Annotated in this window: 12 protein-coding genes; 11 read left to right on the top strand and 1 reads right to left on the bottom strand. The window is 73.7% G+C overall.

Annotated elements, in window-relative coordinates:
• Positions 1-67: 67 nt before the first annotated feature.
• The 6 genes from ACZ4MH_RS28750 (at position 68) to ACZ4MH_RS28725 (ending at position 6,801) form a co-directional block, all read left to right on the top strand.
• Positions 68-652, top strand: coding sequence for an AAA family ATPase (locus ACZ4MH_RS28750; RefSeq protein ID WP_351600382.1), 585 nt, complete (start codon positions 68-70; stop codon positions 650-652).
• Positions 653-721: 69 nt separating this feature from the next.
• The gene (locus ACZ4MH_RS28745) at positions 722-1,282 is read left to right on the top strand and encodes a DUF2243 domain-containing protein (RefSeq protein ID WP_351600384.1); all 561 of its coding nucleotides are present in this window, start codon (positions 722-724) and stop codon (positions 1,280-1,282) included.
• The gene (locus ACZ4MH_RS28740; protein ID WP_351600386.1) at positions 1,282-2,133 is read left to right on the top strand and encodes a cytochrome c oxidase assembly protein; all 852 of its coding nucleotides are present in this window, start codon (positions 1,282-1,284) and stop codon (positions 2,131-2,133) included. Before ACZ4MH_RS28745 ends, ACZ4MH_RS28740 begins: the two co-directional genes overlap by 1 nt.
• 139 nt (positions 2,134-2,272) lie before the next feature.
• Entirely contained in the window at positions 2,273-3,739 is a 1,467-nt protein-coding gene (locus ACZ4MH_RS28735; RefSeq protein ID WP_351600387.1) for an aldehyde dehydrogenase family protein, read from the top strand.
• A gap of 39 nt (positions 3,740-3,778) precedes the next feature.
• Entirely contained in the window at positions 3,779-5,314 is a 1,536-nt protein-coding gene (locus ACZ4MH_RS28730) for a GMC family oxidoreductase (protein WP_351600390.1), read from the top strand.
• On the top strand, positions 5,314-6,801 hold the full coding sequence (locus tag ACZ4MH_RS28725; RefSeq protein ID WP_351600388.1) for an APC family permease: 1,488 nt from the start codon (positions 5,314-5,316) through the stop codon (positions 6,799-6,801). The genes ACZ4MH_RS28730 and ACZ4MH_RS28725 overlap by 1 nt, the downstream gene beginning before the upstream one ends.
• On the opposite strand, the gene ACZ4MH_RS28720 is transcribed toward ACZ4MH_RS28725, so the two are convergent.
• Entirely contained in the window at positions 6,734-7,798 is a 1,065-nt protein-coding gene (locus ACZ4MH_RS28720; protein WP_467754755.1) for an SDR family oxidoreductase, read from the bottom strand. The two genes, ACZ4MH_RS28725 and ACZ4MH_RS28720, sit on opposite strands and share 68 nt — an antisense overlap.
• A 133-nt stretch (positions 7,799-7,931) precedes the next feature.
• On the opposite strand from ACZ4MH_RS28720, the gene ACZ4MH_RS28715 reads away from it, so the two are divergent.
• The 5 genes from ACZ4MH_RS28715 to ACZ4MH_RS28695 all read left to right on the top strand — a co-directional run bounded on the left by ACZ4MH_RS28715 (position 7,932) and on the right by ACZ4MH_RS28695 (position 13,090).
• On the top strand, positions 7,932-8,405 hold the full coding sequence (locus ACZ4MH_RS28715) for an SRPBCC family protein (protein ID WP_351601163.1): 474 nt from the start codon (positions 7,932-7,934) through the stop codon (positions 8,403-8,405).
• A gap of 1 nt (position 8,406) precedes the next feature.
• Positions 8,407-10,035, top strand: a complete 1,629-nt coding sequence (locus ACZ4MH_RS28710; RefSeq protein WP_351601166.1) for a phytoene desaturase family protein — start codon at positions 8,407-8,409, stop codon at positions 10,033-10,035.
• Between the two features lie 158 nt (positions 10,036-10,193).
• A complete protein-coding gene (locus ACZ4MH_RS28705; protein WP_351601169.1) occupies positions 10,194-11,384 on the top strand; it encodes a Gfo/Idh/MocA family protein in 1,191 nt (396 codons plus the stop codon).
• Between the two features lie 8 nt (positions 11,385-11,392).
• Positions 11,393-12,328: a DUF6807 domain-containing protein gene (locus tag ACZ4MH_RS28700; protein WP_351601172.1), complete on the top strand. Its 936-nt coding sequence runs from the start codon at positions 11,393-11,395 to the stop codon at positions 12,326-12,328.
• Between the two features lie 15 nt (positions 12,329-12,343).
• On the top strand, positions 12,344-13,090 hold the full coding sequence (locus ACZ4MH_RS28695) for a cupin domain-containing protein (protein WP_351601175.1): 747 nt from the start codon (positions 12,344-12,346) through the stop codon (positions 13,088-13,090).
• The last annotated feature ends 170 nt before the right edge of the window (positions 13,091-13,260 follow it).

Here is a 13,260-nt window from a genome sequence, read left to right as displayed (position 1 = left end):
CCCGAAACGCACTCGGAACACACCACGAACGCGCCCCGAACGCGCCCCGAACACACAGGGAGTCCTCATGTCCCGCCCCTTCATCGTCCTCACCGGCGGCCCCGGCGCCGGCAAGAGCACGCTCATCGACCGGCTGGCGGCGCTCGGGTACGCCCGGTCCGAGGAGGCGGGCCGGGGCGTGATCCGGGATCAGGTCGCCGTCGGCGGGCGCGGCCTGCCCTGGGCCGATCCGGAGCTGTTCGCCGAGCTGATGCTGTGCTGGGAGCTGCGCTCGTACCGGCTCGCGGCGCAGCCACAGGGCCACTCGAACGCCTGCGAGCAGTCCCCCGGCCCCGTCTTCTTCGACCGCGGCCTCCCCGACGTCGTCGGCTACCTCCGGTTGCAGGGGCTCCCGGTACCGGCCCATGTGCATGCCGCCGCGCAGACGTACCGCTACCACCGCCAGGTGTACGTCGCCCCCTTCTGGCCGGAGATCTACGCGGCGGACGCCGAGCGGAAGCAGTCCCCGGAGGAGGCGGAGCGTACGTGCCGGGTGATGGTCGAGACGTACGCGGAGTACGGCTACGAGCCCATCGAGCTGGAGCGCGCGCCGGTCGAGGAGCGGGTGCGGGCCGTGCTGCGGATGGTGGACCGCTCCCCGGCGGCCGGGTGACGGACGGCCGCGCGCGGGAACCGGTACCGGGACCGGGGGAAGAGGCGTCGGACCGGAAGGAGCGACCGCATGGCCACCACCACGGACGAGGTACGGGCCGGCCCGTCCCCCCGCAGCATCCGGCTGCCGGGGATCGTGCTGGGCGTGGGCCTCGGCGGGTTCGTCGACGGCATCCTGCTGCACCAGCTCCTGCAGTGGCACCACATGCTGACCAGCACGAACACCGACCGCATCGGCGTGCAGTACTACTCGCCGCACACGGTGTCCGGGCTGCGGATGAACACCGTGTGGGACGGCATCTTCCACACCGTCTGCTGGCTCGCGGTGCTCATCGGGCTGGCCCTGCTGTACTCCCGGGTCACGCACGGCCGGCGGCGGGTGTGGGGCTCGCGGGTGCTGTGGGGCTGGGTGCTGGCGGGCTGGGGGCTGTTCAACCTCGTCGAGGGGCTGCTGGACCATCAGGTCCTCGGCATCCACCACGTGCACGGCGGGCCGTACCAGGTCTGGTGGGACGTCGGCTTCCTGGTACTGGGCGCGCTGCTGCTCCTCGGGGGCTGGGCGCTGCAGCGCGGCGGCCGGGCGTTCGCCCCCGACGAGGCAGTCGCCGGCCGTCGCGGGCGGGTGTCCTGATGGGTGGTCATGAGCACCACACTCCGGGCGCGCACCCGCTGCCCGGCGGCCCGCTCCCGACGGCGGCAGCCGTGGCCGCGCTGGTGCTGCTCGCCGTCGGCTACCTGCTGCTCGTCCGCCGGGCCGCCCGGCGCGGCTCCGCGCGAGGCTGGAGCCCGTGGCGTACGGCGAGTTTCGTGACGGGGTGTGCGGTGGTGGCCGGGGCGCTGCTGCCGCCGCTGGGCGCTTTCGCGCACGCGGACTTCCGCGGTCACATGGCCCAGCACCTGCTGATCGGGATGTACGCGCCGCTCGCGCTGGTCCTCGGGGCGCCGGTGACGCTGCTGCTGCGGGCGCTGCCGCCCCGCCGCGCCCGGCGGCTGACCGGCCTGCTGCACAGCCGCCCGCTGCGACTGGTGGCCCATCCGGTGACCGCGCTGCTGCTGAGTACCGGCTCGCTGGCCCTCCTGTACGGCACCCCGCTGTACGACGCGACCGCCGGGCGCCCCGCGCTGCACTGGCTGGTGCACGCGCACTTCCTGCTCTCGGGCTGCCTGTTCGCCTGGGTCGTGGCGGGGCCGGACCCCGCCCCCGCGCGGCCGGGCGTGCCGGCCCGGCTGGTCCTCCTGGGCGTGGCCGTCGCCCTCCACGCGACGCTCTCCCAGCTCCTGTACGGCGGGTTCCTCATCGGCGTGCACGCGCCGGTCGACCAGGTGCGGGGCGGCGCCGAACTGATGTACTACGGCGGCGACCTCGCCGAGCTGCTGCTGGCCGGCGCCCTGGTCGCCACCTGGCGCCCGGCCCGCGCACCGCGCCGGGGGCGGCTCACCAGTACTCGGCCGGACGCCGCTCCCCGTCGCGAGCCTGCTTAGCCCGACCGAGTCACTTTCCCCGCCCTGGGCAGGGTCCTTCGGTGCGCCCCGCCGCGCGCCGCCGTCGACTCAGGACGATGGTGCGGGTCCATGGCCCGGCGTACGGCCCCCAAGACACGGGGAGCGAGGAGACCAGCAGATGGCTGACCTGTACATCGACGGTGAGTGGACGGAGGCGGCGGCGGGCGGCCGGCGTGATGTGGTCAATCCGTTCGACGCTTCCGTGGTGACGACCGTCGACGACGCGGACGGTACGGACGTCGACCGGGCGGTACGGGCGGCCCGGCGCGCCTTCGACCAGGGGGATTGGGCGAACGCCCCGACCCGGCGCCGCGCCGACGTGCTGCACCGGGTGTACGAGCTGCTGCTGCGCGACCTGGAGGACATCGCCCGCACCGAGACGCAGGACACCGGCAAGACGATCGCGGAGTCGCGGCTCGATGTGGAGGACATCGCGAACGCCTTCCGCTACTTCGCCGAGATCGCCGACAAGGACGGCGGGCGGGTGGTGGACGTCGGCCCGGACGTGCTGAGCCGGGTGGTGTACCAGCCGGTCGGCGTGTGCGCGCTGATCGCGCCGTGGAACTATCCGCTGCTCCAGGCGACCTGGAAGGTGGCCCCCGCGCTCGCGGCGGGCAATACCTTCGTGCTGAAGCCGAGCGAGACGACGCCGCTGACGACGGTCATCCTGTTCCGGCTGCTGGAGGAGGCGGGGGCGCCGCCCGGGGTGGCGAACCTGGTCCTCGGTCCGGGGTCGACGGTCGGTGCCGCGATGACGCAGCACCCGGACGTGGACCTGGTGTCCTTCACGGGCGGGCTGGCCACCGGCCGCACGATCATGGCGGGCGCCGCGGCGGACGTGAAGAACATCGCGCTGGAGCTGGGCGGCAAGAACCCCAACGTGGTCTTCGAGGACGCCGACTTCGACGCGGCGGTGGACTACGCGCTGGACGCGGCCTTCCTGCACTCGGGTCAGGTGTGTTCGGCCGGGTCGCGGCTGCTCGTCCAGGACGGCCTGTACGACCGGTTCGTCGAGGCGCTGGCCGACCGGGCGCGGCGCATCCGGCTCGGCAACGGCATGAAGGAGGAGACCGAGAGCGGGCCGCTCAGCTCCGCGGAGCACCGCGAGAAGGTCGAGAGCTATCTGGAGGTCGCTCGTGACGAGGGCGCACGGCTGGTGTGCGGCGGGCGCCGCCCGGACGACCCCGAGCTCTCCCGCGGCTTCTTCGTGCTGCCGACGATCTACGCCGACTGCGACCGGTCGATGCGGATCGTGCAGGAGGAGGTGTTCGGCCCGGTGGTCACGGTCGAGCGGTTCCGGGACGAGGAGGAGGCCGTCGAGCTGGCCAACGACACGAAGTACGGGCTGGCCGGGGCGGTGTGGACCAGTGACGCGAGCCGGGCGCAGCGGGTGGCGCAGCGGCTGCGGCACGGCACGGTCTGGATCAACGACTTCCACCCGTACGTGCCGCAGGCCGAGTGGGGCGGCTTCGGCCACTCCGGCGTCGGGCGGGAGCTGGGGCCGACGGGGCTGCGCGAGTACCAGGAGGCCAAGCACATCTACCAGAACCTCAGGCCGGCCCCTTCCGGCTGGTTCAAGGGCTGAGGCGCGGGCGTGGCGACCGGAGCGACCGAGGAGCGGGGCATGGCGGACGAGGCGGCGTACGACTACGTCATCGTGGGCGGCGGCACGGCGGGCTGTGTACTGGCCGCGCGGCTGACCGAGGATCCCGACTGCCGGGTGTGCGTGGTCGAGGGCGGGCCCAGCGACGTGGGCGACGAGAAGATCCTGCGGCTGCGCAATTGGATCAACCTGCTGGACTCGGAGTACGACTACGGCTACACGACCGTGGAGCAGCCGCGCGGCAACTCGCACATCCTGCACTCACGGGCGCGCGTGCTCGGCGGCTGTTCCTCGCACAACACCCTGATCAGCTTTCTGCCGCTGCCGGAGGACATGGACGAGTGGGCGGCGCTGGGCTGTACCGGCTGGGACGCCGCGACGGTACTGCCGTACCGCGACCGGCTGCAGAACCGCATCGTCCCGGTGGCGGAGCAGGACCGCAATCCGATCGCGAAGGACTTCGTGACGGCCGCGGCGTCCGCGCTGGGCGTGCCGGTGGTCGAGGACTTCAACGCCCGGCCGTTCGCCGACGGGGTGGGGTTCTTCTCGCTGGCGTACGAGGCGGAGGGCAACAAGCGGTCGTCCGCGTCGGTGGCGTATCTGCACCCCGTCCTGGACCGGCCGAACCTGACGCTGCGGCTGGAGACCTGGGCGCACGAGGTGGTGCCGGACGGGGACGGCCGGATGACGTGCGTGCGGGTGCGGGACAAGGACGGGCGCGAGGCGACGCTGCGCGCTGAGCGGGAGCTGCTGCTGTGCGCGGGCGCGATCGACACGCCGCGGCTGCTGATGCTCTCCGGCATCGGCCCGGCGGACCGGCTGCGCGAGCTGGGCATCGGGGTACGCGCCAACCTGCCGGGGGTGGGCGAGAACCTGCTGGACCACCCGGAGTCGGTGATCGTCTGGGAGACGGACGGGCCGCTGCCGCCGAACTCGGCGATGGACTCCGACGCGGGCCTGTTCCTGCGCCGCGACCCGGACGGCGGGCCGCGCCCGGACCTGATGTTCCACTTCTACCAGGTGCCGTTCACCGTCAATACGGAGCGGCTGGGCTATCCGGTGGTGGGGCACGGCGTGTGCATGACGCCGAACGTGCCGCGCGCCCGGTCCGTGGGCCGGATGTGGCTGCGCAGCGCGGACCCGGCGGAGAAACCGGCGCTGGATTTCCAGTACTTCACCGATCCGGACGGGCACGACGAGAAGACGATCGTGGACGGGCTGAAGGTGGCGCGCGAGGTGGCGGCGACGCCACCGCTGCGGGACTGGCTGAAGCGGGAGGTGGCGCCGGGCCCCGACGTCACCTCGGACGCGGCGCTGTCCGAGTACGGGCGGCGGGTCGCGCACACCGTCTACCATCCGGCGGGCACCTGCCGGATGGGCGCGGCCGACGATCCGATGGCCGTGCTGGACCCGCAGTTGCGGGTGCGCGGCCTGGACGGCATCCGGGTGGTGGACGCCTCCCTCTTCCCGACGATGCCGACGATCAACCCGATGGTGACGGTGCTGCTGGCGGCCGAACGGGCGGCGGACCTGCTGCGGGGCGGAGGCGGCCGGTGATGACCACGGCGAACACCCCGGCGGACGGCGCGGACGGCGGCGGGAGCGAGAGCGGCGACGGCTCCGTCCCCGGCTCGGAGTTCCGCAAGGACATGGGCCCGTGGGCGAACTTCGCGCTGGGCTTCACCTACCTCTCCCCCGTCGTCAGCACCTACACCCTCTTCGCCACGGCGCTCGGCGAGGGCGGCCCGCCGATGGTGTGGGCGTTCGTGCTGGCCGGGTGCGGGCAGTTCCTGGTCGCGCTGGTCTTCGGCGAGGTGGTCGCGCAGTTCCCGATCGCCGGCGGGGTCTACCCGTGGGCCCGGCACCTGTGGGGCAAGCGCTGGGCGTGGATGACCGGCTGGGTCTACATGTGGGCGCTGCTGGTCACGATCACCTCGGTGGCGTACGGCGCGGGCCCCTACATCGCCCTGCTGATCGGCTTCAGACCCACGGTCCACACCACCGTCCTGTGCACGGTGGTGCTCATCATCGTCGCGGTGCTGATCAACTACGCCGGTACGAAGGCGCTTTCGGCGGCGGCCGTGATCGGCTTCGGTGCGGAGCTGATCGGCGCGCTGATCGTCGGCATCTACTTGCTGAGCACGCACCGCGCGCACAACCTCGGCGTCATCTTCGACACGTACAAGACTCAGGGCGACGGCAGCTATCTGCCGGTCTTCCTGGGGGCCGCGATCATCGGCTTCTATCAGTACTACGGCTTCGAGGCGTGCGGGGACACCGCCGAGGAGGTCGAACACCCGGGCCGGGTGATTCCGAAGGCGATGCGCCGCACGATCTACGTGGGCGGCGCGGCGGCCACCTTCACCTGCCTGTCCCTCCTGCTCTCCGTCGCCGACTACGGCGCGGTGATCTCCGGCAAGGACACCGACCCGGTCGTGCACCTGCTGTACGACGCGCTGGGCGAGGTCGGGGCGCGGCTGGTGATGGCCGTGGTCCTCATCTCCTTCCTCTCCTGCACGATCAGCCTCCAGGCGGCGGCCGGCCGGCTGATCTACTCGTACGCGCGCGACCAGATGATCGTCGGGCACCGGCTGCTGCGGAAGTTCGCGCACGCCAGGGCGGTGCCGGGCTGGGCGCTCTTCGTCGCCGCCGTCATCCCGGCGATCATCGCCTTCGGCTCGCTGGTGTCGGCGGACGCGCTCACCAAGATCGTGTCGTTCGCGATCCTGGGCATCTACGGCTCGTTCCAGATGGTGGTGCTGGCCGCGCTGCGCGCCCGGCTGAAGGGCTGGAAGCCGAGCGGCGAGTACCGGCTCGGCCGCTGGGGGCTGCTGGTGAACGCCGGGGCGCTGGCGTACGGCATCTTCGCCATCGTCAACATCTGCTGGGCCCGCACGCCCGAGGCCGCCTGGTACGACAACTACATCGTGCTGCTGTGCGGCGGCGTCGTCGTCCTGGCGGGCGTGATCTACATGTTCACCACGCACCATTACGGGCGCAGCGACGCCCCTTGCGGGGACGCGATCCCGGAGTCGCGGCGCTGAGCCGCCGGCTGCCGGGCGCGCGGCCGCCGCTCGCCCGGAGGGCCGCGTACGCGGCACCCGTCAGCACCGCCGCCGTGGCCAGGCGGCGGCCCGCCGTGCGGCGGCCGCCCGCCCAGCCGCCGCGGACGGCGCCGCCCGGCAGTGGGTGCGGCACGCTTCCCACCGTGTCCGGGACGTGTTCGGTGCGGGACAGGTGCGCGCGGTTCATCTGGTACGCCAGGCCCTTCTCCATCAGGCGCGGCGCGAGCTTCGTCTGGAGGGCCAGGAAGGCGGCTGCGGGGCCGACGTACGCCTCGCGGCGCGGCGAGCGCACCAGCCGGAGCGCCTTCCGGGCCGCCCGTTCGGGGGTGTAGACAGGGGCCATCGGGATGACCTTGCGGCCCGAGTAGTTGGCGGAGCTCTGGAAGAACGGCGTGTCCATGGTGGCGGGCAGCATCGTGCAGACGTGCACGTCCCGGTGGCCCTCCAGCCACAGTTCCTGGCGCAGGCTGGTGCCCAGCGCCCGGACGGCGGCCTTGGCCAGCGCGTACGGCGCGTTGTACGGGACCGGCGAGACGCCGACGACCGAGGAGACGTTGATCAGGGTGCCGCTGCCCTGGCGGCGCATCGCGGTGAGCGCGGCGCGTGCTCCGTACACATAGCCCATGACGTCGGTGTCGATCACCTTGCGGCAGACGTCGGCCGGGATGTCGTCGAGCGCGCCGAAGGCGGCGACGGCGGCGTTGTTGATCCAGACGTCGATCCGGCCGAAGGCCGCGACGGCCTCCTGGGCGAGCCGGTCCACGGCGGCGGCGTCGGTCACGTCGGTGGGGACGGGGAGCGCGCGCCCGTTGCCGCGCCGGCGGCAGCGGCGGGCGACCTCGTTGAGCTCCTCGGCGCGCCGCGCGGCGAGCACGACGTGCCAGTCGCGTGCGGCGAACGCCTCCGCGCACGCCCGCCCGACGCCGCTGGACGCACCGGTGATCACCACGACACCGCCCTCACCCTGGGGCACCATGGCCGCCTCCTCCGTACGTACGGCCGCGAACCGGGCCGCGGTGGTTGTCGGGCCCACAAGTACCCGGACGGGCATAATGCACACATATCGGATCATCCCTCGACCTCCTTCCGTCGCCCCGCAGGGAGTGCACATGGCCGTACGGCACCAGCTCATCGCACGGAAGCCGGCCGCCGTATGGGCGGTACTGGAGGACTGCACCCGGTACGGCGACTGGGTGGTCGGCCCCTCGGGCTCCGAGGCGCAGGACGGCGAGTGGCCGGACGTCGGCTCCTCCATCGGCTACACGCTGCGGCTGGGCCGCCTTGAGCTGGCGGGCTGTACCGTCGTGCGGCGGCACGAGCCGCCGCGGTGGCTGGAGCTGGAGGCGCACTGCGACCCGTTCGGCTCGGCCCGGATCGCGCTGGACATCCGGCCCTGGGGCGAGGAGACGCTGGTCATCCTCGACGAGCACCCGCTGCGCGGCTACGGCGGCCTGCTCCACAACTTCGCCTTCGACGCCCTGATCCAGCTGCGCCACCGCAACATGCTCAAGCGCCTGGCGAAGGTCGTCGAGGAGCTGCCCCGGGAGGCGGAGGCCGGGGCCGGGCGCGCGGCGGGGCGCTGACATGCCCGACGCGGTGGTGATCGGCGCGGGACCCAACGGCCTGGTGGCCGCCAACCTCCTCGCCGACGCGGGCTGGAGCGTCGCGGTACTGGAGGCGCAGCCCGAGCCCGGCGGCGCCGTGCGCAGCGACCGCGGCGTCCACCCGGACTACATCAGCGACGTCTTCAGCGCGTTCTACCCGCTCGCGGCCGCCTCTCCCGTCGTGCGCGGGCTGGAGCTGTACCGGTACGGCCTGCGCTGGAGCCACGCGCCGCACGTCCTCGCGCACCCGCTGACCGACGGCAGGTGCGCGGTGCTGGCCCGCGACCGGGCGGCGACCGCGGCCGGGCTGGCGGGGTTCGGGGCGGGGGACGGAGAGGCGTGGGAACACCTGTGCCGCATCTGGGACCGGCTCGGCGAGGACATCATGCGGGCGCTGTTCACGCCGTTCCCGCCGGTGCGGGCCACGGCCCGGCTGGCGGCCCGGCTGCACGGCGCCGGCGGGCTCCGGCTGGCCCGCAGCCTGGTGCTGCCGGTACGCCGGCTGGGTGAGGAGGAGTTCGCGGGCGACGGCGGCCGGCTGCTGCTGGCGGGCAACGCCCTCCACGCGGACCTGGCGCCGGAGGCGGCGGGCAGCGGCGGATACGGCTGGCTGCTGGCCATGCTCGGGCAGGCGATCGGCTTCCCGGTGCCGGTCGGCGGGTCGGGCGCGCTGACGGCGGCGCTGGTCACCCGGCTGACGGAACGGGGCGGCACCGTGCGCTGCGGGGAACGGGTGACCGAGGTGGTCGTGCGCGGCGGTCGCGCGGTGGGCGTGCGGACGGCGGGCGGCGAAACGGTCTCCGCCGACCGAGCGGTACTGGCGGACGTGGCGGCGCCGGATCTGTACCGGGAGCTGGTCGGCGCCGGGCACCTGCCGGCGCGGCTCTTCGACGATCTGCGCCGGTTCCAGTGGGACTTCGCGACGTTCAAGGTCGACTGGGCGCTGGCCGGCCCGGTGCCGTGGACCGCGCCCGAGGCCGCGCGGGCCGGCACCGTCCATCTCGCCGACGGCGTCGATGAGTTGACCCGGTTCGCGGCACAGATCGCGATGGGACTGGTGCCCGACCGGCCGTTCGCGCTCTTCGGCCAGATGACGACGGCGGACGCGACCCGCTCGCCGGCCGGCACGGAGTCGGCGTGGGCGTACACCCACGTACCGCAGACCGTGAAGGGGGACGCGGGGCCGGACGATCTGACGGGGCGTTGGAGGCCGGGCGAGCAGGAGGCGATGGCCGACCGCATCGAGGAGCAGGTGGAGCGGTTCGCGCCCGGCTTCCGCGGCCGCGTACGGGCCCGGCGCGTCCTCGCGCCGCCCACCCTGCAGGCCGCGAACGGCAATCTGCACGGCGGCGCGCTCAACGGCGGCACCGCCAACATGCACCAGCAGCTGATCTTCCGGCCGCTGCCCGGCACGGGCCGCCCGGAGACCCCGGTCCCCGGCCTCTACCTCGCCTCGGCGTCCGCCCACCCCGGCGGCGGGGTGCACGGCGCACCGGGCGCGAACGCGGCGCGCGCCGCCCTCCGCGCGGGCGGCCCGGCCCGCTTCCTCGCCACCGCACAGGGCGCGCTCGCCAAGCGGGGGCGCGGCGGCGAGAAGGGCCGCGCCTAGGGCAGCCCCGGCCGCCGACCGTACATCGCACGGTTCCGGCCACCGGTCATCGTTCGGACAGCCGAACTCCGTTCCTGCACGGGTCTTGTCGCCGCGCGCGGCGCGGGCCTAGTGTCGCCAGCCGGTAAGCGCTTTCTATCCGAGGGAGCTGTCACGGCATGCCCGTTGCGGAACCGCCCGCCCAGCCGCCGACCACCGGCACCACCGCCCGCTCCGCCCCCGTCCGTGCCGCGGTCGTCGGCACCGGCGGCATCGTCACCGGCAGCCATCTGCCGGCCCTGCGCGAACTGCACGGCCGGGTACGGTTGGTGGCCGCCGTCGACACCGATCCCGCGCGGCTCACCGCCTTCCGCGACCTGGCGGGCGACGACGTGCACGGCTACGGCGACCTCGCCGGGATGCTCGCCGCCGAGCGCCCGGACCTGGTACTCCTCGGCACCCCGCCGGCGCTGCACGCCGAACAGGCCGAGGCCGCGCTGCGGGCCGGTGCCTGGGTGCTGTGCGAGAAGCCGCTGTGTCTCTCGCTCGCCGAGTACGACGCGATCGCGGCGGCGGAGGGCGACGAGCGCGCGGCGGACGACCACGGCGCGGCGGGCGGTCCGTACGCCTCGGTCGTCTTCCAGCACCGGTACGGCTCGGGCGCCGTGCACGCGCGCGAGCTGCTGCGCTCCGGGGAGCTGGGGCGCCCGCTGGTCGCGCACTGCCAGACCACCTGGTACCGGGACCGCGCGTACTACTCCGTCCCCTGGCGCGGCCGGTGGGCCACCGAGGGCGGCGGGCCGACCATGGGCCACGGCATCCACCAGATGGATCTGCTGCTGCACCTGCTCGGCGACTGGACCGAGGTGCGGGCGATGGCGGGCCGGCTGGTGCACGACGTGGAGAGCGAGGACGTCTCCACCGCGCTCGTCCGGTTCGCCGACGGCACCATGGCCACCGTCGTGAACAGCGTGCTCAGCCCCGACGAGGTGAGCCGCATCCGCATCGACTGCGCGGACGCCACGGTCGAACTGACGCATCTGTACGGGCACTCCAACGACGACTGGGCGTACACCCCCGCCGTACACGCCCGCGGGGACGAGCGGCGTACAGCGCACTGGCGCACCCCGGCCGCCGACGTGCCCAGCTCGCACGCCGCGCAGCTCGACGGCTTCCTGGACGCCATGGAGAAGGGCGTACGCCCGCCCGGCAGCGGCACGGAAGCGCGCCGCACGCTGGAATTCCTCGCCGCGCTCTACAAGTCGGCGTTCACCGGGCGCCCGGTCGGCGCGGGCGAGATCGGCCCGGACGACCCGTACTACCACGCCATGCACGGCAACCACCCCGACTGGGCACCGAAGGAGCAGTGACCGCTGCGATGAGCGCACCGACGCCGATCACCGTCACCCACACCCACGGCGAGCGCATCCGGGTCGCCGCCGCCGGCACCGAGCTGCTGTCCTACGTGTACGCCCCCGACCCGGTGGCCTTCGAGGCGCGCAAGCCGTACGTGCACCCGCTGCGCACCCTCGCGGGGCACACGGTCAGCGGCTACCGGCCCAACGACCACCGCTGGCACAAAGGTCTGCAGATGACCGCGAGCCACCTGTCGGGCCAGAACTTCTGGGGCGGCAACTCCTACGTGCACGGCGAGGGTTACCTCCCGCTCCACGAGCGGATCGGCTCCATGCGGCACGACGGCTTCGACACCTTCGAGGCCGCCGAGGACCGGCTGGACTTCACCGAACTGCTCACCTGGGTCGAGAACGGCGGCCAGGAGTGGGCGCGCGAGCGTCGCACGGTCGCGGTGCACTCGGTGGACGCGGAGGCCGGCGCGTACGCGCTGGACTGGTCGATCCAGCTGACCAACGTCCGTGACGAGGCACTGCGCTTCGGGTCGCCGACGACCGCGGGACGGGAGATGGCGGGCTACACCGGGCTGCAGTGGCGCGGCCCCCGGGCCTTCACAGGTGCGCAGGTGCTGACCCCGGCCGGCCCGAGCACCGACGAGGAGACGATGGGCAGGCCCGTCACCGAGCACCCGTGGATCGCGGTCGTCGGCGAGCACGACGACGTGGACGGGCACGCCACCCTTGCCTTCGCGCACGCCCCGGAGAACGCCGACGCCGTCCATGCCTCGCACTGGTTCGTACGCTCCGAGCCGATCCCGTCCGTCGCGTTCTCCTGGGCCTTCTTCGAGGAGTTCGCGCTGGAGCCGGGCGAGTCCTTCGCGTACCGGTACCGGGTGGTGGTCGCGGACGGAGCGTGGGATCCGCACCGCATCGAAGCCCATCTGAAGTCGCTGGCCTGGTAGGAGAAGGAGCCGGTCATGGTCATGGACGCACCGCTGCCGGGCGGCATCGGTCTTTCGCACCTCAGCGCCTACGAGTGGGAGGCCGCCGACGGCGTGTGCGGGGGCAGCCCCCATCTGCACCTCGCCTGCACAGAGGCGTACGTCGTCACCGGGGGCCGGGGCGCCGTACAGACGCTGAGCGTCGCGGACGGCTACCGCGAGACGCCGCTGGAGCCGGGCGTGATCGCCTGGTTCACGCCGGGGACCGTGCACCGCATGGTCAACGGCGACGGGCTGCGGGTCACGGTACTGATGCAGAACGGCGGGCTGCCGGAGGCCGGGGACGCGGTCTTCACCTTCCCGCCCGATGTACTGGCCGACCCCGAGGCGTACGCGGCGGCCGCGGCGCTGCCCGCGAAGGAGGGGCCCGGGGCGGAAGCCGCCGCGCGCAAGCGCCGGGACCTCGCCGTCGAGGGGTACCGCACCCTGCGTACGGCGTCGGCGGCCGGTGACGACGGGCCGCTGCGCGCCTTCCAGGAGGCGGCGGCCCGGCTCGTCGCCCCCAAGGTCGACGGCTGGCGGGAGCGCTGGCGCGAAGGCGCGCTGGCCGCCGCCGAGCGCACGGGGCGCCAGCTGACCGCGCTCGCCGGGGGCGACGCGGCGCATCTCGCCGAGGGTGGGGTCCGGTCGGCCGGGCCGACCCGGCGCGGCGGCTACGGCATGTGCGGCCGCCGCGACGAGTACGAACTGCCCGGTACGACGCTTCCGTACTACGGGGAGTGAGCCGTGCGGCGTCTCAGAACTCTCGCAGCGGTGTCGCTCACCCTCTGCCTGGCCCTCGCGGGCTGCGGTGGTGGGGGGGGGGGGGGGGGGGGGGGAGGGGGAAGGAGGGAAGGAGGGGGGGGGGGGGGGGGGGACGACAACCAACAGGCTCGGTGATCTCCCACTCCCAA

It is taken from the genome of Streptomyces sp. NPDC026301, assembly GCF_055567935.1.
This window is presented reverse-complemented; position numbering and strand designations above follow the sequence as displayed.

Coding starts and splice junctions, on each gene's coding strand:
- ACZ4MH_RS28720 (WP_467754755.1), bottom strand. CDS start 7,798: ATGGTGCCCCAGGGTGAGGGCGGTGTCGTGGTGATCACCGGTGCGTCC.
- ACZ4MH_RS28730 (WP_351600390.1), top strand. CDS start 3,779: ATGGCGGACGAGGCGGCGTACGACTACGTCATCGTGGGCGGCGGCACG.
- ACZ4MH_RS28735 (WP_351600387.1), top strand. CDS start 2,273: ATGGCTGACCTGTACATCGACGGTGAGTGGACGGAGGCGGCGGCGGGC.
- ACZ4MH_RS28715 (WP_351601163.1), top strand. CDS start 7,932: ATGGCCGTACGGCACCAGCTCATCGCACGGAAGCCGGCCGCCGTATGG.
- ACZ4MH_RS28725 (WP_351600388.1), top strand. CDS start 5,314: ATGACCACGGCGAACACCCCGGCGGACGGCGCGGACGGCGGCGGGAGC.
- ACZ4MH_RS28745 (WP_351600384.1), top strand. CDS start 722: ATGGCCACCACCACGGACGAGGTACGGGCCGGCCCGTCCCCCCGCAGC.
- ACZ4MH_RS28740 (WP_351600386.1), top strand. CDS start 1,282: ATGGGTGGTCATGAGCACCACACTCCGGGCGCGCACCCGCTGCCCGGC.
- ACZ4MH_RS28750 (WP_351600382.1), top strand. CDS start 68: ATGTCCCGCCCCTTCATCGTCCTCACCGGCGGCCCCGGCGCCGGCAAG.
- ACZ4MH_RS28705 (WP_351601169.1), top strand. CDS start 10,194: ATGCCCGTTGCGGAACCGCCCGCCCAGCCGCCGACCACCGGCACCACC.
- ACZ4MH_RS28695 (WP_351601175.1), top strand. CDS start 12,344: ATGGTCATGGACGCACCGCTGCCGGGCGGCATCGGTCTTTCGCACCTC.
- ACZ4MH_RS28710 (WP_351601166.1), top strand. CDS start 8,407: ATGCCCGACGCGGTGGTGATCGGCGCGGGACCCAACGGCCTGGTGGCC.
- ACZ4MH_RS28700 (WP_351601172.1), top strand. CDS start 11,393: ATGAGCGCACCGACGCCGATCACCGTCACCCACACCCACGGCGAGCGC.